Origin of the sequence: Candidatus Sphingomonas phytovorans, assembly GCA_029202385.1 — a bacterium.
GTDB classification, from domain to species: Bacteria; Pseudomonadota; Alphaproteobacteria; order Sphingomonadales; family Sphingomonadaceae; genus Sphingomonas; species Sphingomonas phytovorans.
On sequence record CP119314.1, the window covers coordinates 125,724 to 141,473 of the forward strand.

The 15,750-nt window shown below is 62.8% G+C and carries 13 protein-coding genes and 1 pseudogene; 4 read left to right on the plus strand and 10 right to left on the minus strand.

Translation table 11 applies throughout. The features are described 5' to 3' along the window. Positions 1-549 carry a TetR/AcrR family transcriptional regulator gene (locus P0Y59_00520; protein ID WEK02455.1) on the minus strand — a complete coding sequence of 183 codons (549 nt, stop codon included), beginning with the start codon at positions 547-549 and terminating at the stop codon, positions 1-3. Between P0Y59_00520 and P0Y59_00525 the strand changes: the two genes are divergently transcribed. Next, complete coding sequence (locus P0Y59_00525; GenBank protein WEK00219.1) at positions 531-1,172, plus strand: PepSY-associated TM helix domain-containing protein; 642 nt, start codon at positions 531-533, stop codon at positions 1,170-1,172. The genes P0Y59_00520 and P0Y59_00525 overlap by 19 nt on opposite strands. Before the next feature lie 6 nt (positions 1,173-1,178). Here the strand turns inward: P0Y59_00525 and P0Y59_00530 are convergent. Beyond that, positions 1,179-1,460 (minus strand): annotated as a pseudogene (locus tag P0Y59_00530) (hypothetical protein). A gap of 180 nt (positions 1,461-1,640) precedes the next feature. On the opposite strand from P0Y59_00530, the gene P0Y59_00535 reads away from it, so the two are divergent. Genes P0Y59_00535 through P0Y59_00545 form a run of 3 tightly spaced genes read left to right on the plus strand, consistent with a single transcriptional unit; the run spans position 1,641 to position 6,275 of the window. Continuing rightward, positions 1,641-3,842: a TonB-dependent receptor gene (locus tag P0Y59_00535; GenBank protein ID WEK00220.1), complete on the plus strand. Its 2,202-nt coding sequence runs from the start codon at positions 1,641-1,643 to the stop codon at positions 3,840-3,842. A gap of 9 nt (positions 3,843-3,851) precedes the next feature. Next, positions 3,852-4,658 carry a hypothetical protein gene (locus tag P0Y59_00540; protein WEK00221.1) on the plus strand — a complete coding sequence of 269 codons (807 nt, stop codon included), beginning with the start codon at positions 3,852-3,854 and terminating at the stop codon, positions 4,656-4,658. A gap of 54 nt (positions 4,659-4,712) precedes the next feature. Further along, positions 4,713-6,275, plus strand: a complete 1,563-nt coding sequence (locus tag P0Y59_00545) for a peptidase S10 (protein WEK00222.1) — start codon at positions 4,713-4,715, stop codon at positions 6,273-6,275. Between the two features lie 113 nt (positions 6,276-6,388). On the opposite strand, the gene P0Y59_00550 is transcribed toward P0Y59_00545, so the two are convergent. From P0Y59_00550 to P0Y59_00585, 8 genes are all read right to left on the minus strand, one after another. Next, entirely contained in the window at positions 6,389-7,459 is a 1,071-nt protein-coding gene (locus tag P0Y59_00550; GenBank protein WEK00223.1) for a beta-eliminating lyase-related protein, read from the minus strand. Between the two features lie 8 nt (positions 7,460-7,467). Next, on the minus strand, positions 7,468-9,375 hold the full coding sequence (locus tag P0Y59_00555) for an FAD-dependent oxidoreductase (GenBank protein WEK00224.1): 1,908 nt from the start codon (positions 9,373-9,375) through the stop codon (positions 7,468-7,470). Between the two features lie 48 nt (positions 9,376-9,423). Then, positions 9,424-9,837 (minus strand): Rid family detoxifying hydrolase, encoded by a 414-nt coding sequence (locus P0Y59_00560; GenBank protein WEK00225.1) that lies wholly within the window; start codon positions 9,835-9,837, stop codon positions 9,424-9,426. A 20-nt stretch (positions 9,838-9,857) separates the two neighbouring features. Beyond that, positions 9,858-11,447, minus strand: coding sequence for a hypothetical protein (locus P0Y59_00565; GenBank protein WEK00226.1), 1,590 nt, complete (start codon positions 11,445-11,447; stop codon positions 9,858-9,860). Between the two features lie 28 nt (positions 11,448-11,475). Then, positions 11,476-13,548 (minus strand): TonB-dependent receptor, encoded by a 2,073-nt coding sequence (locus P0Y59_00570; protein ID WEK00227.1) that lies wholly within the window; start codon positions 13,546-13,548, stop codon positions 11,476-11,478. Positions 13,549-13,588: 40 nt separating this feature from the next. Beyond that, on the minus strand, positions 13,589-13,936 hold the full coding sequence (locus tag P0Y59_00575; GenBank protein WEK00228.1) for an STN domain-containing protein: 348 nt from the start codon (positions 13,934-13,936) through the stop codon (positions 13,589-13,591). 119 nt (positions 13,937-14,055) lie between these two features. Then, positions 14,056-15,081, minus strand: a complete 1,026-nt coding sequence (locus P0Y59_00580) for a FecR domain-containing protein (protein ID WEK00229.1) — start codon at positions 15,079-15,081, stop codon at positions 14,056-14,058. Next, positions 15,078-15,677 (minus strand): RNA polymerase sigma factor, encoded by a 600-nt coding sequence (locus tag P0Y59_00585; GenBank protein ID WEK00230.1) that lies wholly within the window; start codon positions 15,675-15,677, stop codon positions 15,078-15,080. The genes P0Y59_00580 and P0Y59_00585 overlap by 4 nt, the downstream gene beginning before the upstream one ends. Positions 15,678-15,750 lie beyond the last annotated feature (73 nt).

Sequence of the window (15,750 nt, forward strand, 5' to 3'; positions counted from 1 at the left end):
TCAGCGCGGCTCGAGTCCCGCTATCAGCATGGCCCAGTTGCTTTGGAATTCCTGTTCTTGCAGCGCAACATTCGCCTCGTCACCGATCACTGACATCGCGCGCATGACCGGGCCGCTGATGACGGCGTCGAACAGCAGTCGCAGAATCTCGGCGGGATCGGCCGGGAGCAGCAGGCCATCGGCTTGCGCTTCGGAAATGAGCTCGATCAGACTGTCGGAGATCGGGCTCGGCTCCTGCGCGAGGCCTTTGCCAACGACGGCTGCTTCACTGAAGGCGATCCTCCTGTAGGCGATCAGCCGGGGTTCAAGATTGACGTCGTAGAGCCGCATCGCTGCGCGCAGACGTTCCAGGCCGTTCCCCCGGCGGCTGATCGAGAAGTCCGCGAAGCGCTTGTCCGTATCTTCCCGTATCTGTCGGATCGCGCTGCCGAACAAGGCAAGCTTGGACGGAAAGCGCCGATACACCGTATCCCGACCTACGCCGCATGCGGTGACGACCTGTTCCATCGACGTCGCACCATAGCCCTGGGATGGCGCAGCAGGGGCAATCGAGCCCGGCCGGGGCCGATCGCGCTTCGCTCGACACCATCGCCGCGGCGGTCAGAAAGACCGAACCCAGCATGACGGTGACGACGATTGCCTTTCCCGGCACGCCGTTTTCCAGCGGAAATCACATCGCCATCTTTCTCACGGGGAACAGTCCGCTCACCAGCCGTATCCTCAAGCCGGCGCTGGCCGATGCGCGGACGGGCGAGATCGTCGCGGTTCGGGACATGCCCTGGTACGCGACCGCGTTGTTCATGTCGCAGTCGCTTCATTTCGGCGACTATGGCGGTCTGGCGCTCAAGGTCGCGTGGGCGGTGATGGATGTGATAGCGATCGTTATTTTGGGGAGCGGCATCTACCTCTGGGTCGTGCGCCAGCGCCGGATGCGGGGCTATGGTCCGCCAAAGGACGCCGGCGACAGGCCGCCTGTCCGCCGGGCAAGGCTCTCACGATGGAAACAGTGGAAGCTGCCTCTCTCGCTGGCCCTGCTGACGATTATCGGGCTTGCCGTGTCGTTGATCTGGGCTGGCCTTTGGGTGGCCACGGCGTCGGCAGCGCTGTCCATCGCAATCGGCGTCATGATCGTGGGCGCCGCACAGAAGCGTCGTCCCGAACATCGCAAATGATGACGATTACGTTTGTCCGAGAATGCCAGTTCCTGCCGGCCAGCGCGGGCCATGTGCCGCTGACCGGTTTACCAGCGATACCGGCGGCTTGTTGCCGATCGCGTTATGTGGCCGCACCTCGCTACAGTCTCTGCGCCAAGCCTCGCATTTTCCGACCACATCGTCGGTTGCCCTGCCAGGCCGCGAGAAATCCAGCGTGACGTTCTTTAGATACGCCCGCAGATCGAGGTTTCGGGAGACGAACTCGCTGCGCTGGTCGGCCCGGAGCAAGGCCGGATAGCCGACCTCGCAGCTCTACCGTCCAGCGCCTGCGACCCGATACCCGCTCAGCATTGCAACCGAATACTGTTTCGACGGCCGGGATGACCCACGCGCATGACGATTGCCTGACATCGCGCGTCAAAGGGCTGAGGCGCATGACAGAGGGACTTAAGTCCTGGGCGCGCCGCATCTTGGAAGGGGATCATCATGGCACGCGCATTCAAGCTCAATCTGGTCGGAACATCGATGCTAATGTCCGCACTCGCCGGGACGAGCCTGTTGGCCGCGACGGCAGAGGCGCAGACAACACCAGCTGGGGCGAATCCCGAGGTGGAGGGCGATATCGTCGTCACCGCACGGAAGCGCTCGGAGCGTCTACAGGATACGCCGGTTCCGGTTACCGTGCTCAACTCCTCGACGCTGGTCGCGCGCAATCAGACGCGGCTGCAGGACTATTTCGCGCAAGTCCCTGGTCTCAGCATCAATCCCGCTGGCGATGGCACCAGCAACATCATGCTTCGCGGCATTTCGACCGGCAACTTCGGCAATCCGACGGTTGCGGTGACGATCGACGATGTGCCGTTCGGGGCGTCAACGGCGCTTGGCGGCGGACAATTGCTGCAGCCTGACCTCGATCCGGCCATCCTGTCCCAGATTGAGGTGCTGCGCGGGCCACAGGGCACGCTTTACGGTGCGGCGAGCCTTGGTGGCCTGATCAAATATGTCACGATCAACCCCTCGACCAACGAGCTCTCCGGCCGGGTCGAGGCCGATATCAGCGATACTCACAAGGGCGGTATCGGCTATGGCCTTCGCGGTTCGATCAACGTGCCGGTCACGCCTACACTTGCCATTTTCGCCAGTGGCTTTTCGCGGCGGAGCGCTGGCTACGTCGACAATGTCATGACCGGCAAGGACGATGTGAATTCGATCGACGTCTACGGCGGCCGACTCTCTCTCTTGTGGACGCCGGTTTCGGAACTTTCGGTGAAGCTCAGCGCACTCTACCAGCATACGAAAGGCGACGGCTCGGCCTATGTCTTCACCGATTATTATCATCGCGCGCTGAACGGCGATCTGACGCAATCGCTCATGCCGGACAGCGGCTCGTACCGGGCGCGGACGTTGCTGCTTACCGCGAACGTCGATTATGATCTCGGCCCCGCGACCCTGAGTTCGGTCACCGGCTACGGCCGCAACAACTATTTCTCGGGTTCGGATTATCCCGCGATCGCGGCGGGGCGATTGTATAACGATTTCGGGCTGCGCAAGGTGACGGAGGAATTGCGCCTCAGCTCGAAGCCCGGCGCCAAGCTCGAGTGGCTGATCGGCGCCTTCTACGACGACGAACGTACACCGACCGTCCAGACGATCAATACGATCAACCCGACGACCGCCGCCTTTGTATCGAACCTTGCGGTCTTCGACTTCCCGACGACTTACAAGGAATATTCCTTCTTCGGTGACGCGACCTATCACTTCACCCGGCAGCTCAGCCTGCAGGTCGGCATGCGCTACAGTCACAACAAACAGACCTATCGTGAGACCGATACAGGTCCGTTGGGCGATGCATCGCCCGGGGTGCCCACCTACCTCGCTCAGGATTCGAGCGACAATGCGGTCACGCTGCTGGTCGTTCCGCAATATAAGATCAGCGACGATCTTATGCTCTACGCCCGCTTCGCGACCGGCTATCGGCCGGGTGGCCCCAACGCGAGCGCGAACGTCTTCAACCTCCCGGGTACGTTCGGCGCCGACAAGACGAAGAATTACGAGGCCGGCATCAAGGGCAGCGCTTTCGATCGCCAGCTGACCTTTGACATCTCCGGATATCATATCGACTGGAACAATATTCAGGTGACGGTGGTCGATCCGGCGACGCAATTCTCCTACTTCTCCAACGGTGGCCAGGCCCGGAGCGATGGTTTCGAAGGCTCGCTCGAATTCCGGACGCGGCAGGGGTTCCGCCTGACCGCGAACGCCAGCTACAATATCGCCGAATTCTCGCGCACGCCGCCGCCGAACCTCTACGCCGCGAATGGTGCCTGGCTGCCCTTTGCCCCGCGCTACAGCGGGAGCGCCTCGGCCGATCAGGACCTCGCGATCAATGATAGCTGGACCGCCAGCTTTGGCGGCACGGTCACCTATATTGGCAAGCGCTATGGCATCTTCGCCTCGAACGCGACAGGCGTTCGCGTGGTCCTGCCGCAGTACACGTCGCTGGACCTGCGGGCCGGCATCCACGACAAACATTGGACGATCGGCCTGTTTGTGCAGAACGTCACCGACAAGCGGGGCGTCATCTCATCGACCGCGCGGCGTGCTTCGCGCGCGACTTTGTCCGATATATTCTATACAAATTTCATCCAGCCGCGAACGATTGGCGTGTCCGTCGCCCGGAAATTCTAAGCCGGCATCATGCCTGTCAGGAAAATCCATTCGCTCGGCGTCATCGGCTTGGCATTGTGCGTGGAGGGTGCTGTCGCGGCGGCGCCCTTCGACGCCTTCAACGGTCGGTGGCGAACCGATCTTTCCTCGCTGAAATTTTCCACCGTCCCCGAAACGGTGTCCCTGAAGGATGGTATCTACGATTGCCGGTCATGCGATCCACCTTATTCGCTGAAGGCCGACGGCGATTTCCACACCGTCGCTGGATATCCTTCGCTCGACGAACGGCGTGTTAAGATCATCGACAGCCGAACCGTCCGGATTTTCGATCGCAAGGCCGGTCGCATCACGCATCGCGTGGAAATCAAGGTATCGCGCGACGGCCGGCGCCGGACGGTCTCGTGGGCGGATTTTTACGGACCCGGCACGGTGGAGATTTCCGGAAGAACCCTGCAGATCCGGGTGGCCGCCGGCGCTCGTGGTGCGCATGGTGCGTCGGGATCGTGGCGGTCCGTCGCGCTTCTCCGCGCAACAGGGGCGGCGCGAACCGAGACGCTGGATGTCAGGGCCGGCATCCTCGCCATGAGCCGCGCGACAGGCGAATCCTATCGCGCGCGGATCGACGGAGATCCAACCCCCTATATCGGCGATCCCGCGATCGACGAGGTTCGTCTGAAAAGTGCGGGGCCGCGCGCGATTATAGAACAGCATATCTATCGGGGCGTCGTGACATCCACCCTGACGATGCGCCTTTCGGCCGACGGAAAGGCGCTTCTGATGCGGGCGGAAAACCCCAAGACCGGCCGGAACAGTTCCGCCCGTGCCACGAAACTCTGATCGTCGCGATCGCCGAACTGGCCGTGGCGCATTCCAGCATGGAGCCTAAGCAGCATGAAACCGATCCTGACGAGCCTGGGCATCACGATCGCCGCCGTCCTCGCCGTCGCCCCTTTGCACGCCGCGCCGGTCGAGAGCTGTGGGATCGCTACAGCGGCCGGTGCCGGCAGCGTCATCCAACCTGATCCGAGGACCACGGACACCCGGCATCAATTCGCGGCGGGTGGCAAACGCTTCGACTATGCCGCCAAGGCCGGCACGATGCTGATCCACGACGATGACGGGCACCCCGTCGCAGAGATCGGCTACACGGCCTATTCGCGGTCGACCGCGAAAGGCGCCGCGCCGCGTCCGGTGATCTTCGCCTTCAACGGCGGCCCGGGCTCCTCCTCCGCCTGGCTGCATGTCGGTCTGCTCGGCCCCAAGCGCCTCATCGCCAACGACGCCGCGCCGACCTCGCCTTCGGAGATGAAGGTGGTCGACAATGTGTTCGGCATGATCGACAAAGCCGACGTCGTTTTGATCGATCCGGTTGGCACGGGCATCGCTCGCGCGGTTTGCGGCAAGAAAGATCAGGATTTCTGGAATACCGATGCCGACGCCGATTCGGTCAGCCGCTTCATCATGCAATATCTCGGCGAGAACGGCCTTTGGGCAGCTCCAAAATATATTCTGGGTGAAAGCTACGGCACCATCCGTGCCGCGGTCGTTCTCAACTATCTGCGCACCCGTCGGGTAAGCTTCGACGGCGCGATCCTGCTCGGCATCGCCACCGATATCGAGACGATCTATACCGAACTCCCTGGCAACGATCGCCCCTATCCGTTGTTCGTTGCCGGCTTCGCCGCAACGGCATGGTATCATAAGCTGGTGCCGGAATCGTCTGGACCGCTCGAACCGTTCCTCGCGGAAGCGCGACGCTTCGCGCTGGGCCCTTATGCCAGTGCCTTGCTCCAGGGCAATGCCTTGCCCGACGCCGAGCGCGACGCCATCGCGGAGCAGGTCCATCGCTTCACCGGCCTTTCCACCGACTATGTGAAAGCCGCCAATCTGCGCGTTTCGGAATTCGCTTACGGCCAGGAGATTCTGCGCGACCAACGAAAGGTCGTCAGCCGGCTGGATTCGCGCTTTGTCGGCGATGCCCAGGATCCGCTGCAGAAATCGGCCGATTACGACCCACTGCTGGCCTATCTGGGGTCGGCCCTGAACGCGGCGTTCAACGACTATTACCGGCGCGGGCTAAACGTCTCCACTGACCGCGTTTATCAAATGCTGAATAGCGATGCTGGCAATCGTTTCACCATGGACCATAAGCCGATCGGCGCCCCCGGCGATCGGCAGCCGATCGCCAATGCCGGCGTCGATCTCGCGACGGTAATGACCCAGGACCCGAACCTGCGCATATTGGTGCTCGCCGGCTATTTCGATCTCGGTTCGCCGTTCACCGCTGCCGAATATATGGTCAACCATCTCGCGATCGCGAAACCGATACAGGCGCGGGTCTCGATTAAATATTACCGGTCCGGCCACATGATCTATGTCCACGAGCCGTCGCTGCGGCAGCTCAAGAGCGATCTCGACCAATTTGTCGATGCCGGCCATCGCACCGCTCGCTGAACCGGGGCCTCTAGAGCAAGCAGCCCGAAATCGGAATCGGCCTGCTTGCTCTAAGCTTTTGTTATCGCATCGTGAAAAGCTGAAAACTGGTACCCACTTTTCAGCACGATGCTCTAGGCTTCCAGAAACGCCTCGATCCAGTTCGCCGCGTCCTCGACGCTGTGGGTCGCATGGCCGTCACCGATCACGACCTCGGCCATTGCGTGGCCGGCGAGCGGTGCCTCACGGACCACGTTGAACAGCCAGATGCCCCTGTGTCGGGCGAAGTCTCGCATCTGCGCCATGAGCGTGCCGGGGTCGCCTGGCAGCAAGAGCTGGAAGGCATTGACGTCGGGTGTCGCGGGATTGACGATGGGGTGCCCGGCGAGCCGGGCCGCAAGTGCGCGCGCGCGGTCGATATAGCGCGGCATCGCGGGCAGGTGCGTGTCGAGGCCCGACAGTGCCGCCAGCGCTTGGGGGAAGGCGGTGAACTGGTTGCCGCCGAACCGGCTTTTCCAGGGACCAAGCGCATTGACGAATTCCGCGGTGCCGGCGACGATCGCGCCGCCCAGGCCGCCAAGCCCCTTGTAGAAAGAGACATATACGCTGTCCGCGAGCGCGGCGAGATCGGCGACCGGGATGCCGTAGCCAGCGGCCGCCTCCCACAATCTCGCGCCATCGAAATGGAGCGTGGTGCCGCGGGCACGGCACACATCGGAGATCGCCCGCAGATGACTGAGTTCCGGCAAACGGTAGCCCGCGCGACGCAGTGGAAGTTCAACGACGACAGCGGCGAGCGGTTCGTTCACCGCGTCCAGATCGTCCGGTCCGAACGGTGCGACATGGCCGATGCGGACAATCGCAAGCTTGGCGCCCCGCTCCAGCGCACCGCATTCGTCGGTATCGATATGGCTCAATGGATGCAGCGCAATCGCTGACGTGGCCGCGCGCTCGGCATGCTGCTTCAATGTGGCGAGCTGCGCGGTGACGCCGTTGACAAAGAATAGCGCACGCTCCTTGCCCAGCAGATCAGCAACCCGATTTTCGAGTACCGCGATCGCACCGCCCGATCCGTAGAAGTCCTGCGCCGTCGCGGCATCGGACCGGGTCGCCAGACTCGTCAGCAACACCGGCGGCGACAGCGGCCGGTGCCCCGAGACAAGATGGATGCAACCGAGCTTGAGCTGGAGGTCGTCAGCACTCATGGTGTTGCTCAGCTGCTGGCGATACGGAGAGCTTCGAGCCCGCCGCGGCGCCCCTGAAGCATCGCATTAGCCATACTCTGCCGTCCTTCAAGTTCCGAATGTGCGAACACTATCCGTCCGTGCGGCTTCTGGAGTTGATCGATCGGCGCTTGACCGCCGTCCCGGCCGCTGAAGAAGCCTGGGCGTGGTGATGAATAGGCATGGCCCCAACGATTGACAACGATACCGGCGATATCGCGGCGAGCATCGAAACCGGTCGGCCCAAAGATCTCGGTCATCTCCTGGCGAATCTGCTGCTCGATATCCGCATAGGACCAGCCCAGAATCTTCGCCCGGGCGATCGCGCCCTGCACATCTGGATCCTGCCCGCGGGCCAGGACAGGAATGTAGAAGGTCAGCATCAGCGGACTATCGGGGGTGAGCGTGCGGGCATCGCTGCCGAGCGCGAAGTTGCGCCGCGCGGTGACGTGCCAGAACAGGCCGGAGAAACTGCGCACGGCGGGCAGACCGAGCTTGGCGAGCCAGCGCCAGTTGCGCACCGCGACGTTGACCACCATTACCGGCCCGTAGCGCAGGTCCCCAAAAGCCTGGGTGAATTCGGGCGTGAGATCACGAACGATCCGCCGTGTGACCCAGCCTCCGGTCGCCGTAAGCACCGATTTTGCGCGAACCTTCTGGAGCTGACCGTCCTTGATATAGGTAACGATCACCGATCCGGCCGTTGCGGGAGTACCATCATGTTCGATGCGTACCGCCGTGCTGCCGCAGCGAATCCGCACCATGTTTCCCGGCTGGTCGAGAATGGCGGGATCGATGGGTCCCGTGACCAGCAAGCGATCGAGCGTCGGTTTGCCGAACGCCTGCGGCACGATCTTGTGCAGCATCGCGCGATAGATAGCGGCGTTGCCGCCAGGAAAGGACATCGCATTGACCCCGGGATGAGCGGCCGCTCCTGCCGGCTTGGTCCCGGAAAGCCCGACCAGTGAGGCGGCGCGCGCCGAAATCACCTCGCTGCTCACGCCGAACAGGCCGACCGCCAGGTACGGATCGACATAGTCTATTACCCGATCGCCATAACCGAGTTTGCGGAGGAGTTCGGCGTAGGTGAGGCTGTCGAGCCAGCGATCGGGGGTGGCCTGGTGCGATACGAGGTCGCGGCGATTGTGGAAGAAATCAGCCAGGTCACGCTGTTCGTTCGCTGGCCAGGGGGTATTGCTGAAATCGACGCGTGCTGGCGTCGAAGCGAAGTGACCACCACCGAAGTAGAAATTCTGCGGCGCCGAGGACATCGGAAACATCGCGTCGAAATGCTCGTTGGGCAGCTCAAGCATTTCGGCCCCGCCAGCCAGCGGCTGCAGGTCATAGTGCGTCGGAATGCCCAGCTCCCGCACGTAATCGGCGTAGAGTTCGTATCTTGTGCCGGCGAGTTCGGGAACGATCTGGGCGGCGCCGTTCGATCCCTGCGGGCCGACGACGCGAATGCCGTCGACGTCGATCTCGTTCTGCTTGGCCTCCCCGCCAGGGAGCGGATGATTCTCGATCAGCAGCAAACGCTGCCCCGGCGTGGCATGTTTGACGAATTCGTAAGCGGCCGTCAGCCCGGTGAAGCCACCTCCAACGACGACGACATCGACGGTTTCCGATGTGGCGATGGGAGATGCGTCATCGAATTTGCCGTCGCGGATCAGGTGCGCGGCATCGCGCACGGATTCAGTATTGCCGTTGGACCAGCGATATTCGCCAACCCCGCCAAAGCCGGTCCAGGAGGAGCCCGATGGGTCGTTTACGCCCTGCGTTGCACAGCCGGCCGTCCCACCGATCAGCGCCGCCGCACCAGCCGCCCTCAACGTTCCGTTGACGAAATCGCGTCGCGAGATCGGGCACCCCATCCCTAGTAGTTCATCGCGCCGATCCATCAGCCATCCTTCCTGTCTGTCTCAATGACGCACGCGAAGCCCGGATCGTCAGCGCCGTCGCAGGATCATCTCGATCTCCACCCGCGCGCCAAGCGGCAGATCGGCAACGACGATCGTCGTTCGCGCGGGAAAGGGGTGAGGGAAATGTTCGGCGTAGATCGGGTTGAGCCGCGCGAAATCGGCAGCGTCGGTCAGATAGACTGTACATTTGATGGCATCGGCGAAGCTGAGTCCCGCGGCGGCCAGCAATCCTTCGAAGTTACTGAAGATCTGCCGCAACTCCGCCTCGAAACCGCCCCGCACCAGCGTACCGGCCGCCGCGCAGAGGCCGATCTGGCCAGAGGTGATGAGCAGATCACCCGCGGTCATGGCCAGCGAATAGGGGCCGACACTGACGCAGCCCGGGGCCGTGACGATGGCATTGTGGCAGTCATTGTGTCGGGACAAATCGGAAGTGGTCATGATGAGCCTTTGCCAGGCGATCAGGGATGCGGCGTGCCAACGGGCGACTGCGGAAAGGCGTGCGTCGGGGACATCTTGCCGCCGACGAAATCGCGCACGTCCTTTAAAAACGCGAGGCGGCCGACGTCTGAATAAAGCATGTGGCCACCAGCGTAGTAAGCGATCCAGGTGCGATCGCGCGGCGCGCCGATCTGGCTGAACTGATAGTCGGTTTCGCCCATCGTCGCGGTCGTGTCGAAGACCCCCTGGGCGACCATCAGCCGCAGCCGCGGATTGGCGGACATCTGCTCGCGCAGGATCAGTTCGGGGCCGTGGGCGGGAGGCGCGATGAACGCCCAGCTCGCCTCGAACTCGAGAGGATGACGCGAGGCCATGGAGCGATAGTCTGGCAAGCCCTCGGTGTGGAAGATCGTTCGTCCGGTCTCTTCGGCCGCATGAGTCAGTCCCAGCATCATGGCGAACCCGTCGCGATCACCGTCGTCGGGGACTCCCTGTAGCGGCTCGGTTTCGCGGCCGTCGAACTGGCCCAGCGCCAGATTGCGGCCCGCGAGCAATTGCCGCCGGATGTTGGTCAGTCGCAGGTCGCCAGCGAGCCAGGTCAGTGTCGGGATGCCGGTCAGGCCCTCGAGACGCCGGGCCACCCGCGAACGCTCGACCTCGCCGAGGCGGTTCCCGGCCACCATCGCCGAGGCATAGTCGCCAAGCGCATAGGCTCGCGCCGCGCGGACCGCCTGCTCCAGCGTCTGTCCTGTATTGTCGATCAGGCCATGATACCAGGCAAGCGCGGCGATGTCGGGTAGACTGTTGACCGCCGTCACCGGATCGGGAAGGCGGGCGATCCCGTTGCTGTCGGGCCCATTGTACCACAGCGCTTGTGAGATCAGGATCATCCCCGCCAGCTCGACACGCGGTGCCGCCGCGCGCAGGTCGCGCGCCAGCAACACCGCCCGGATCGAGCCATAGCTCTCGCCCACGACATAGATTGGAGACGTCTCGCGATGATGGTCGTGCAGCCAGCGCAGCATCGCCTGAACGACAGCGTATGAATCGCCGTCATTGCCGCGAAAGGTCTTGGGATTGGCGCCCGCCAGCGGCCGACCGTAACCGGTTTCTGGCGGATCGATGAATACGAGATCGGCGATATCGAGAAGCGTATCGTCGTTGGCGACGATCGGGGTTGCCGGATCAGCGATCGCGGCCATGCTGAACTTCGCCAGCCTTTGCGGACCGAATGCGCCGAACATCAGCGTGTTCGACGCCCCACCCGGGCCGCCATTGAACAGGAATACCACTGGCCGGGCGCTGTCGTCCGGTTTCGCCACGAAGGAGGTGAGGAACATGCTGGCCGCCGGCTTGCCGGCCCCGTCATGGACCAGCATCTCCGACAGCTCGGCTGCGTAGGGTACGTCGCGGCTGGCGAACGTTCCGCGTCGCATCGCCGAGAACTGATGTGACCCAAGATCGGCCATCCGCGTCACTATCGGCCAGCTCGACGGCGAAATGTCGCTGGCGGCGACAGGCGCCGCCAGCGCGCGGGAAAGCAAGGGCCCCGCGCCGGTCGCGGCGATCGCTCCGACCGTCAGCAGAATATCGCGCAGGAAAGTTCGCATGGCTTCTCTCATCATGGGGTTGCTGTCATCAGAAGGACCGCACCGCGGACAAACCGATCGTGCGCGGAGGAATGACGACGGTTTTGTAGACGCTACTCGCCGATGTGAGCGCCGACTTCGGCGTGATGCTGAGTGCGCCGCGCCGATCGGTCAGGTTGCGCGCGAACAGATTGATCGCCCAACCGCGCGATCGCGCGCCAAGACGCAGGTCCGCCGTTGCATAAGGGCGCAAGGTTGCGCGCGGATTTTGCGGATTGGTGGGAAGTCCGCTGAGCCGCTGCCCAACATAGGACAGCGATCCGCCGATGAAACCTGTCCAGTTGCTATCGAGTGGGATGTCACGATCAATCGACACGCTACCGCTCCATCGCGGGCTGAACGGCAGGCTGTCGCCCTTACGGGCGAACACGGTATCCGGCGGATCGTCGGAGAATTCGGCGACATTGTAGCTCCCGGTCATCGACAGCTGTAGTCGACGCCGGGTCCTGTAGCTGAGCGCGATCTCGGCCCCGCGGCTGAACGCGTTGCCAACGTTGACAAAATAGGAGAATTGGGAGGTGGTGTCGACGACGCGAAGCTGGATCGAACGCCAATCGATAGAATAGGCTGACGCTTCGTATCCGAAAGCGCCGTCGGCGGATTCACCCTTGAGTCCCAGCTCGTAATTCGAGGTCCTGTCCGCGCCGAAACTCTTCGGTAGCTGCGACAGGTTGGAAACGCCATTCGGCCCGCCGGGCCGGTAGCCTGAAGCGAAGCGTGCATAGATCTGGCTATGCTCGCCAAGGCGATATTGCGGCGTGATCAGAAAGGTTACGGACCGATCGGCGGACCTGGACGAGGTGAAATAGGGTACGCCGGGCGAGGTCTCGCCCAAGGGGCCGGTATCGGTTTCCGCGTAATCTTGATGATTGCGGCTGTAGCGCAAACCGGCCTGGACGCTGAACCGCGGCGAGAAATGGACGGTCGCGTCTCCGAACACCGCGACCTCCTCATAGGTCGTCGGAAAATCGGCGATTATGAACGTCTTGATAGGCTTGGCCGTGACGGCCTGGACCGCATCGATGGACTGCACGGTCAGACTGCGCTCATGGGTGTAGAACCCGCCGACCAGCCAACCGAAGGTTTCGCCTACCGGCGACGAGAGCCGCAGTTCCTGCGACATCTTGGCCGTTTTCATGCGATTGCCGAGCATTGTGTTCGGCGCATAATTGCTCAGCAGCGCCGACTGATCGACATCGCTTGAATAGGTATTGCGCCAATAGCCCGTGACGGAGCTGAGATCGGCCCAGCCTAGTCTCAGTCCGACGTTCGCCGTCAGCAGGGTGGTGGAGTTTCGAAAGGCGCCACTGCCGGGAAGCTCCAATTGGTCGAGATCGCCACGGATCGGAACCTGGCGATCGTCGGTTGTGACGAAGGTTCCGCCATATCCGCGAGTCCTTTGGTGAAGCGCGCCAAGCTTCACGGAGAATTGATCGGACGGTGCCCAAAGTAACGACAGTCGTCCACCCGCGGCCGTGATCGCATTCACGTCACTCCGATCCGAGGTGAGATTGTCGACAAACCCCGCCGTTCTCCGCGAAAAGCCACTCGCGCGAAGCGCAAGGTCGCTCGCCAGCGGCACGTTGATCGCGCCGCGGAAGCCATGGCTAATGCCGCCGTGCTCGACGATTCCGGTATCGACCTGGAGCCTTCCGGCAAGACGGGCGACCGACGGATCTGTTGTGATATATTTGACGAGACCGCCAAGACTGCTTGCGCCGTAAAGCGTGCCCTGCGGGCCACGCAGCACCTCGATGCGCTCAAGATCGAACGGGTCGAGATCCGGGCGATGAAGCTGCCCGCCGACCAGCGCGGTGCTGCTGCCGACGGGCACGTCGTCGATCGACACGGCCGTGGTCGGGTTGCTGAACGTGCCGGTCGCGATGCCACGGATGACGATGATGTCGCTGCCTTCGCCTTGCGAGATCAGGCTTAGTCCCGGCACTTCCGCGAAATAATCCTGAAGACGCACCTGGTTGCGCTCGATCAGCGTCATTGGGCGAAGCGCCGTGACCGCCACCGGCGTGTCGCGCAGCCATTCGGCACGTTTTTGAGCGGTCACGACGATGTCGACATTCGCGGTCGGCGTCGGCGGGGGCAGTCTAGGCCGAACCGCCGGTGGCGTTGATGGTGCCGTGCGGCCGTGCGGCCGCACGGAATCGCCCCATGCCGATACGCTCGACACGATAGCCGCCTTTCGGGTTGGAAATTGCTTGGAGATGGGTGCCGCGAAGCAACCTGCCGATCGCTTCATCAATCGGCAAGACGGCATTGAGGGCAGCGGATGTCTTGCCATTGGTGAGGGCAGGCGACACCAGAATCAGCACGTCGGACTGACGGGAAAACTCCAGCAGCGCCGTGGCAAGCGGTTGGGCGGGGATGTCGAACCGCCGCGCCGGGCTTTCTCCAAGGGCGGGCGACGCGACGGCGGCCACCAGCACCAAGCGCATCAGCCAGACCGCTGCTCTGTCCACTTCACCCCCTAAAACCACGGTCGCTCATCGCGTGTCGCGATCACTCCCAATCTTATGACGCTTTGGTTGGTCTTTTCGTCAGTCCTAAGAATCAGTCAGGGCTTGCCGGATCGTGGCGTGGTCGCCGTGATCCGGAACGATCCGTTGGCGGCCTGGGTCACCTTGACTGGAACGACGTCGCCGACAGCGCCCATGAATGTCGCAATCTCGCTCGGCTTGAACGAAGCCGTAATCCGCAGGTCGCCGGCCCCGCGATCGACGATGATCACACCAGGCGCATAATAGCGATTGGCGTCAGCGACCAGGTCGGCCAAGCGGCTATTGTCGTACATCAGGCGGCCGTCGCGCCAGGCTCCCGGTGCCTGGACGGCATGGACAACAATCGGGCTCTCGCCACCGCCAAGAGCGATCTCAGCCCCTTGCCCGGAACGCAAATAGGCGACCGCGGGCTGGCGTTGAGCTCCGGCGGCCGCTCTACTGACCTGAACGAGCCCTTCGACCACGCCGACACGAACAGATCCTTCAGTGTGATTGACGTTGAACTTCGTTCCCAGCACCTTGGTCCGCGCGCCGCCGGCCTCGACGTAGAATGGGCGACTGGGATTGTGGACGACCTCGAAAAATGCCTCGCCGTCAGCGAGCGCCACGCGCCGGTTGGCGCCATGAAACTGGACCGCGAGACTGGATCGTGGGCCGAGCGTTATCTGGCTGCCATCCTCCAGTGTGATAAGCTGCGTTTGCGAAACACCCGTCCTGTAGCTCTGTTCGCGATCAAGCAAGGTCGGCACGACGAGAATTCCGGCGAAAACCGCGGCGACCGCGGCCAATGCCGTGACAGCGCGTCGCGACACCGGAACCCGAAATCGAGACGGTTCACTTGCACCCAGGCTATCATGGTCAGCAGGTGGCGCATCGGCGAGGCCGGGCAGCGCCGGGATCGTCGCCCAAAGATTCTCGAACATCTGCCAAGCGATCCGATGGCGCGGGTCGGCGGCGAGCCAGTGTGAGAACTCAGCCTCCTCGTCATCGGTCAACGTGCGGTCGCTCAGCAGGACAACCCATTCGCTTGCCCGCAGATCGATCTGATCCTGCTCGTCGCCTGGGGCCTCCGGATCGATCACCGCAGGTCCTCCCGAAGGGCCCGCTGACAGGAGACCAGAGCCTGGGCGAGCAAGGTCTTCACCAGGGTTGCCGAACATCCCATGCGTCGGGCGATCTCGGCGCTACTGAGGCCATCGATGCGGTTCATAATCAAGACTTCCCTGCGACGGGCATCCAGTCGCTGGATCGCTTTCTCCAGCAATGCCCATTGCTGCTTTGCCAATAAGACGCGTTCGGGATCGAAATCGTCGGTATCCGTGTCGATCGCCCGCTTCTCGTCGGCATAATCTTTCCTGACTCTCAGGCGACGACGTTGGTCGAGCGCGCAGTTGCGCGCGCTGGCGATGAGGAACGAGCGCGGATTGGCGATGTCCCCATGATTTTCCAGGGCGATGAACTTCTCGAAAGCGGCCTGAACGACATCCGAAGGATCGGGAGGCCCCGCACCGAAACTGCGCTGGATGTAGCGAAGAACCATATCGCGATGATCACGATAGAGTGCATCGAGCGCCGACGATCGGTCCTGGCCCGCGGATAGCTTCGGCGATGTCGATTCATAGCGTGACAGCGGCCAGCGTCCTTCCGCGCTTGATGAGATCACAGCCTCCAGCGGCATGCAAGTGACAGGAACCGAAGCGCCTCGCGCGACTGTCGCGCACGCTGTCTGCGTCTTCGGTCTGGCGACGTGT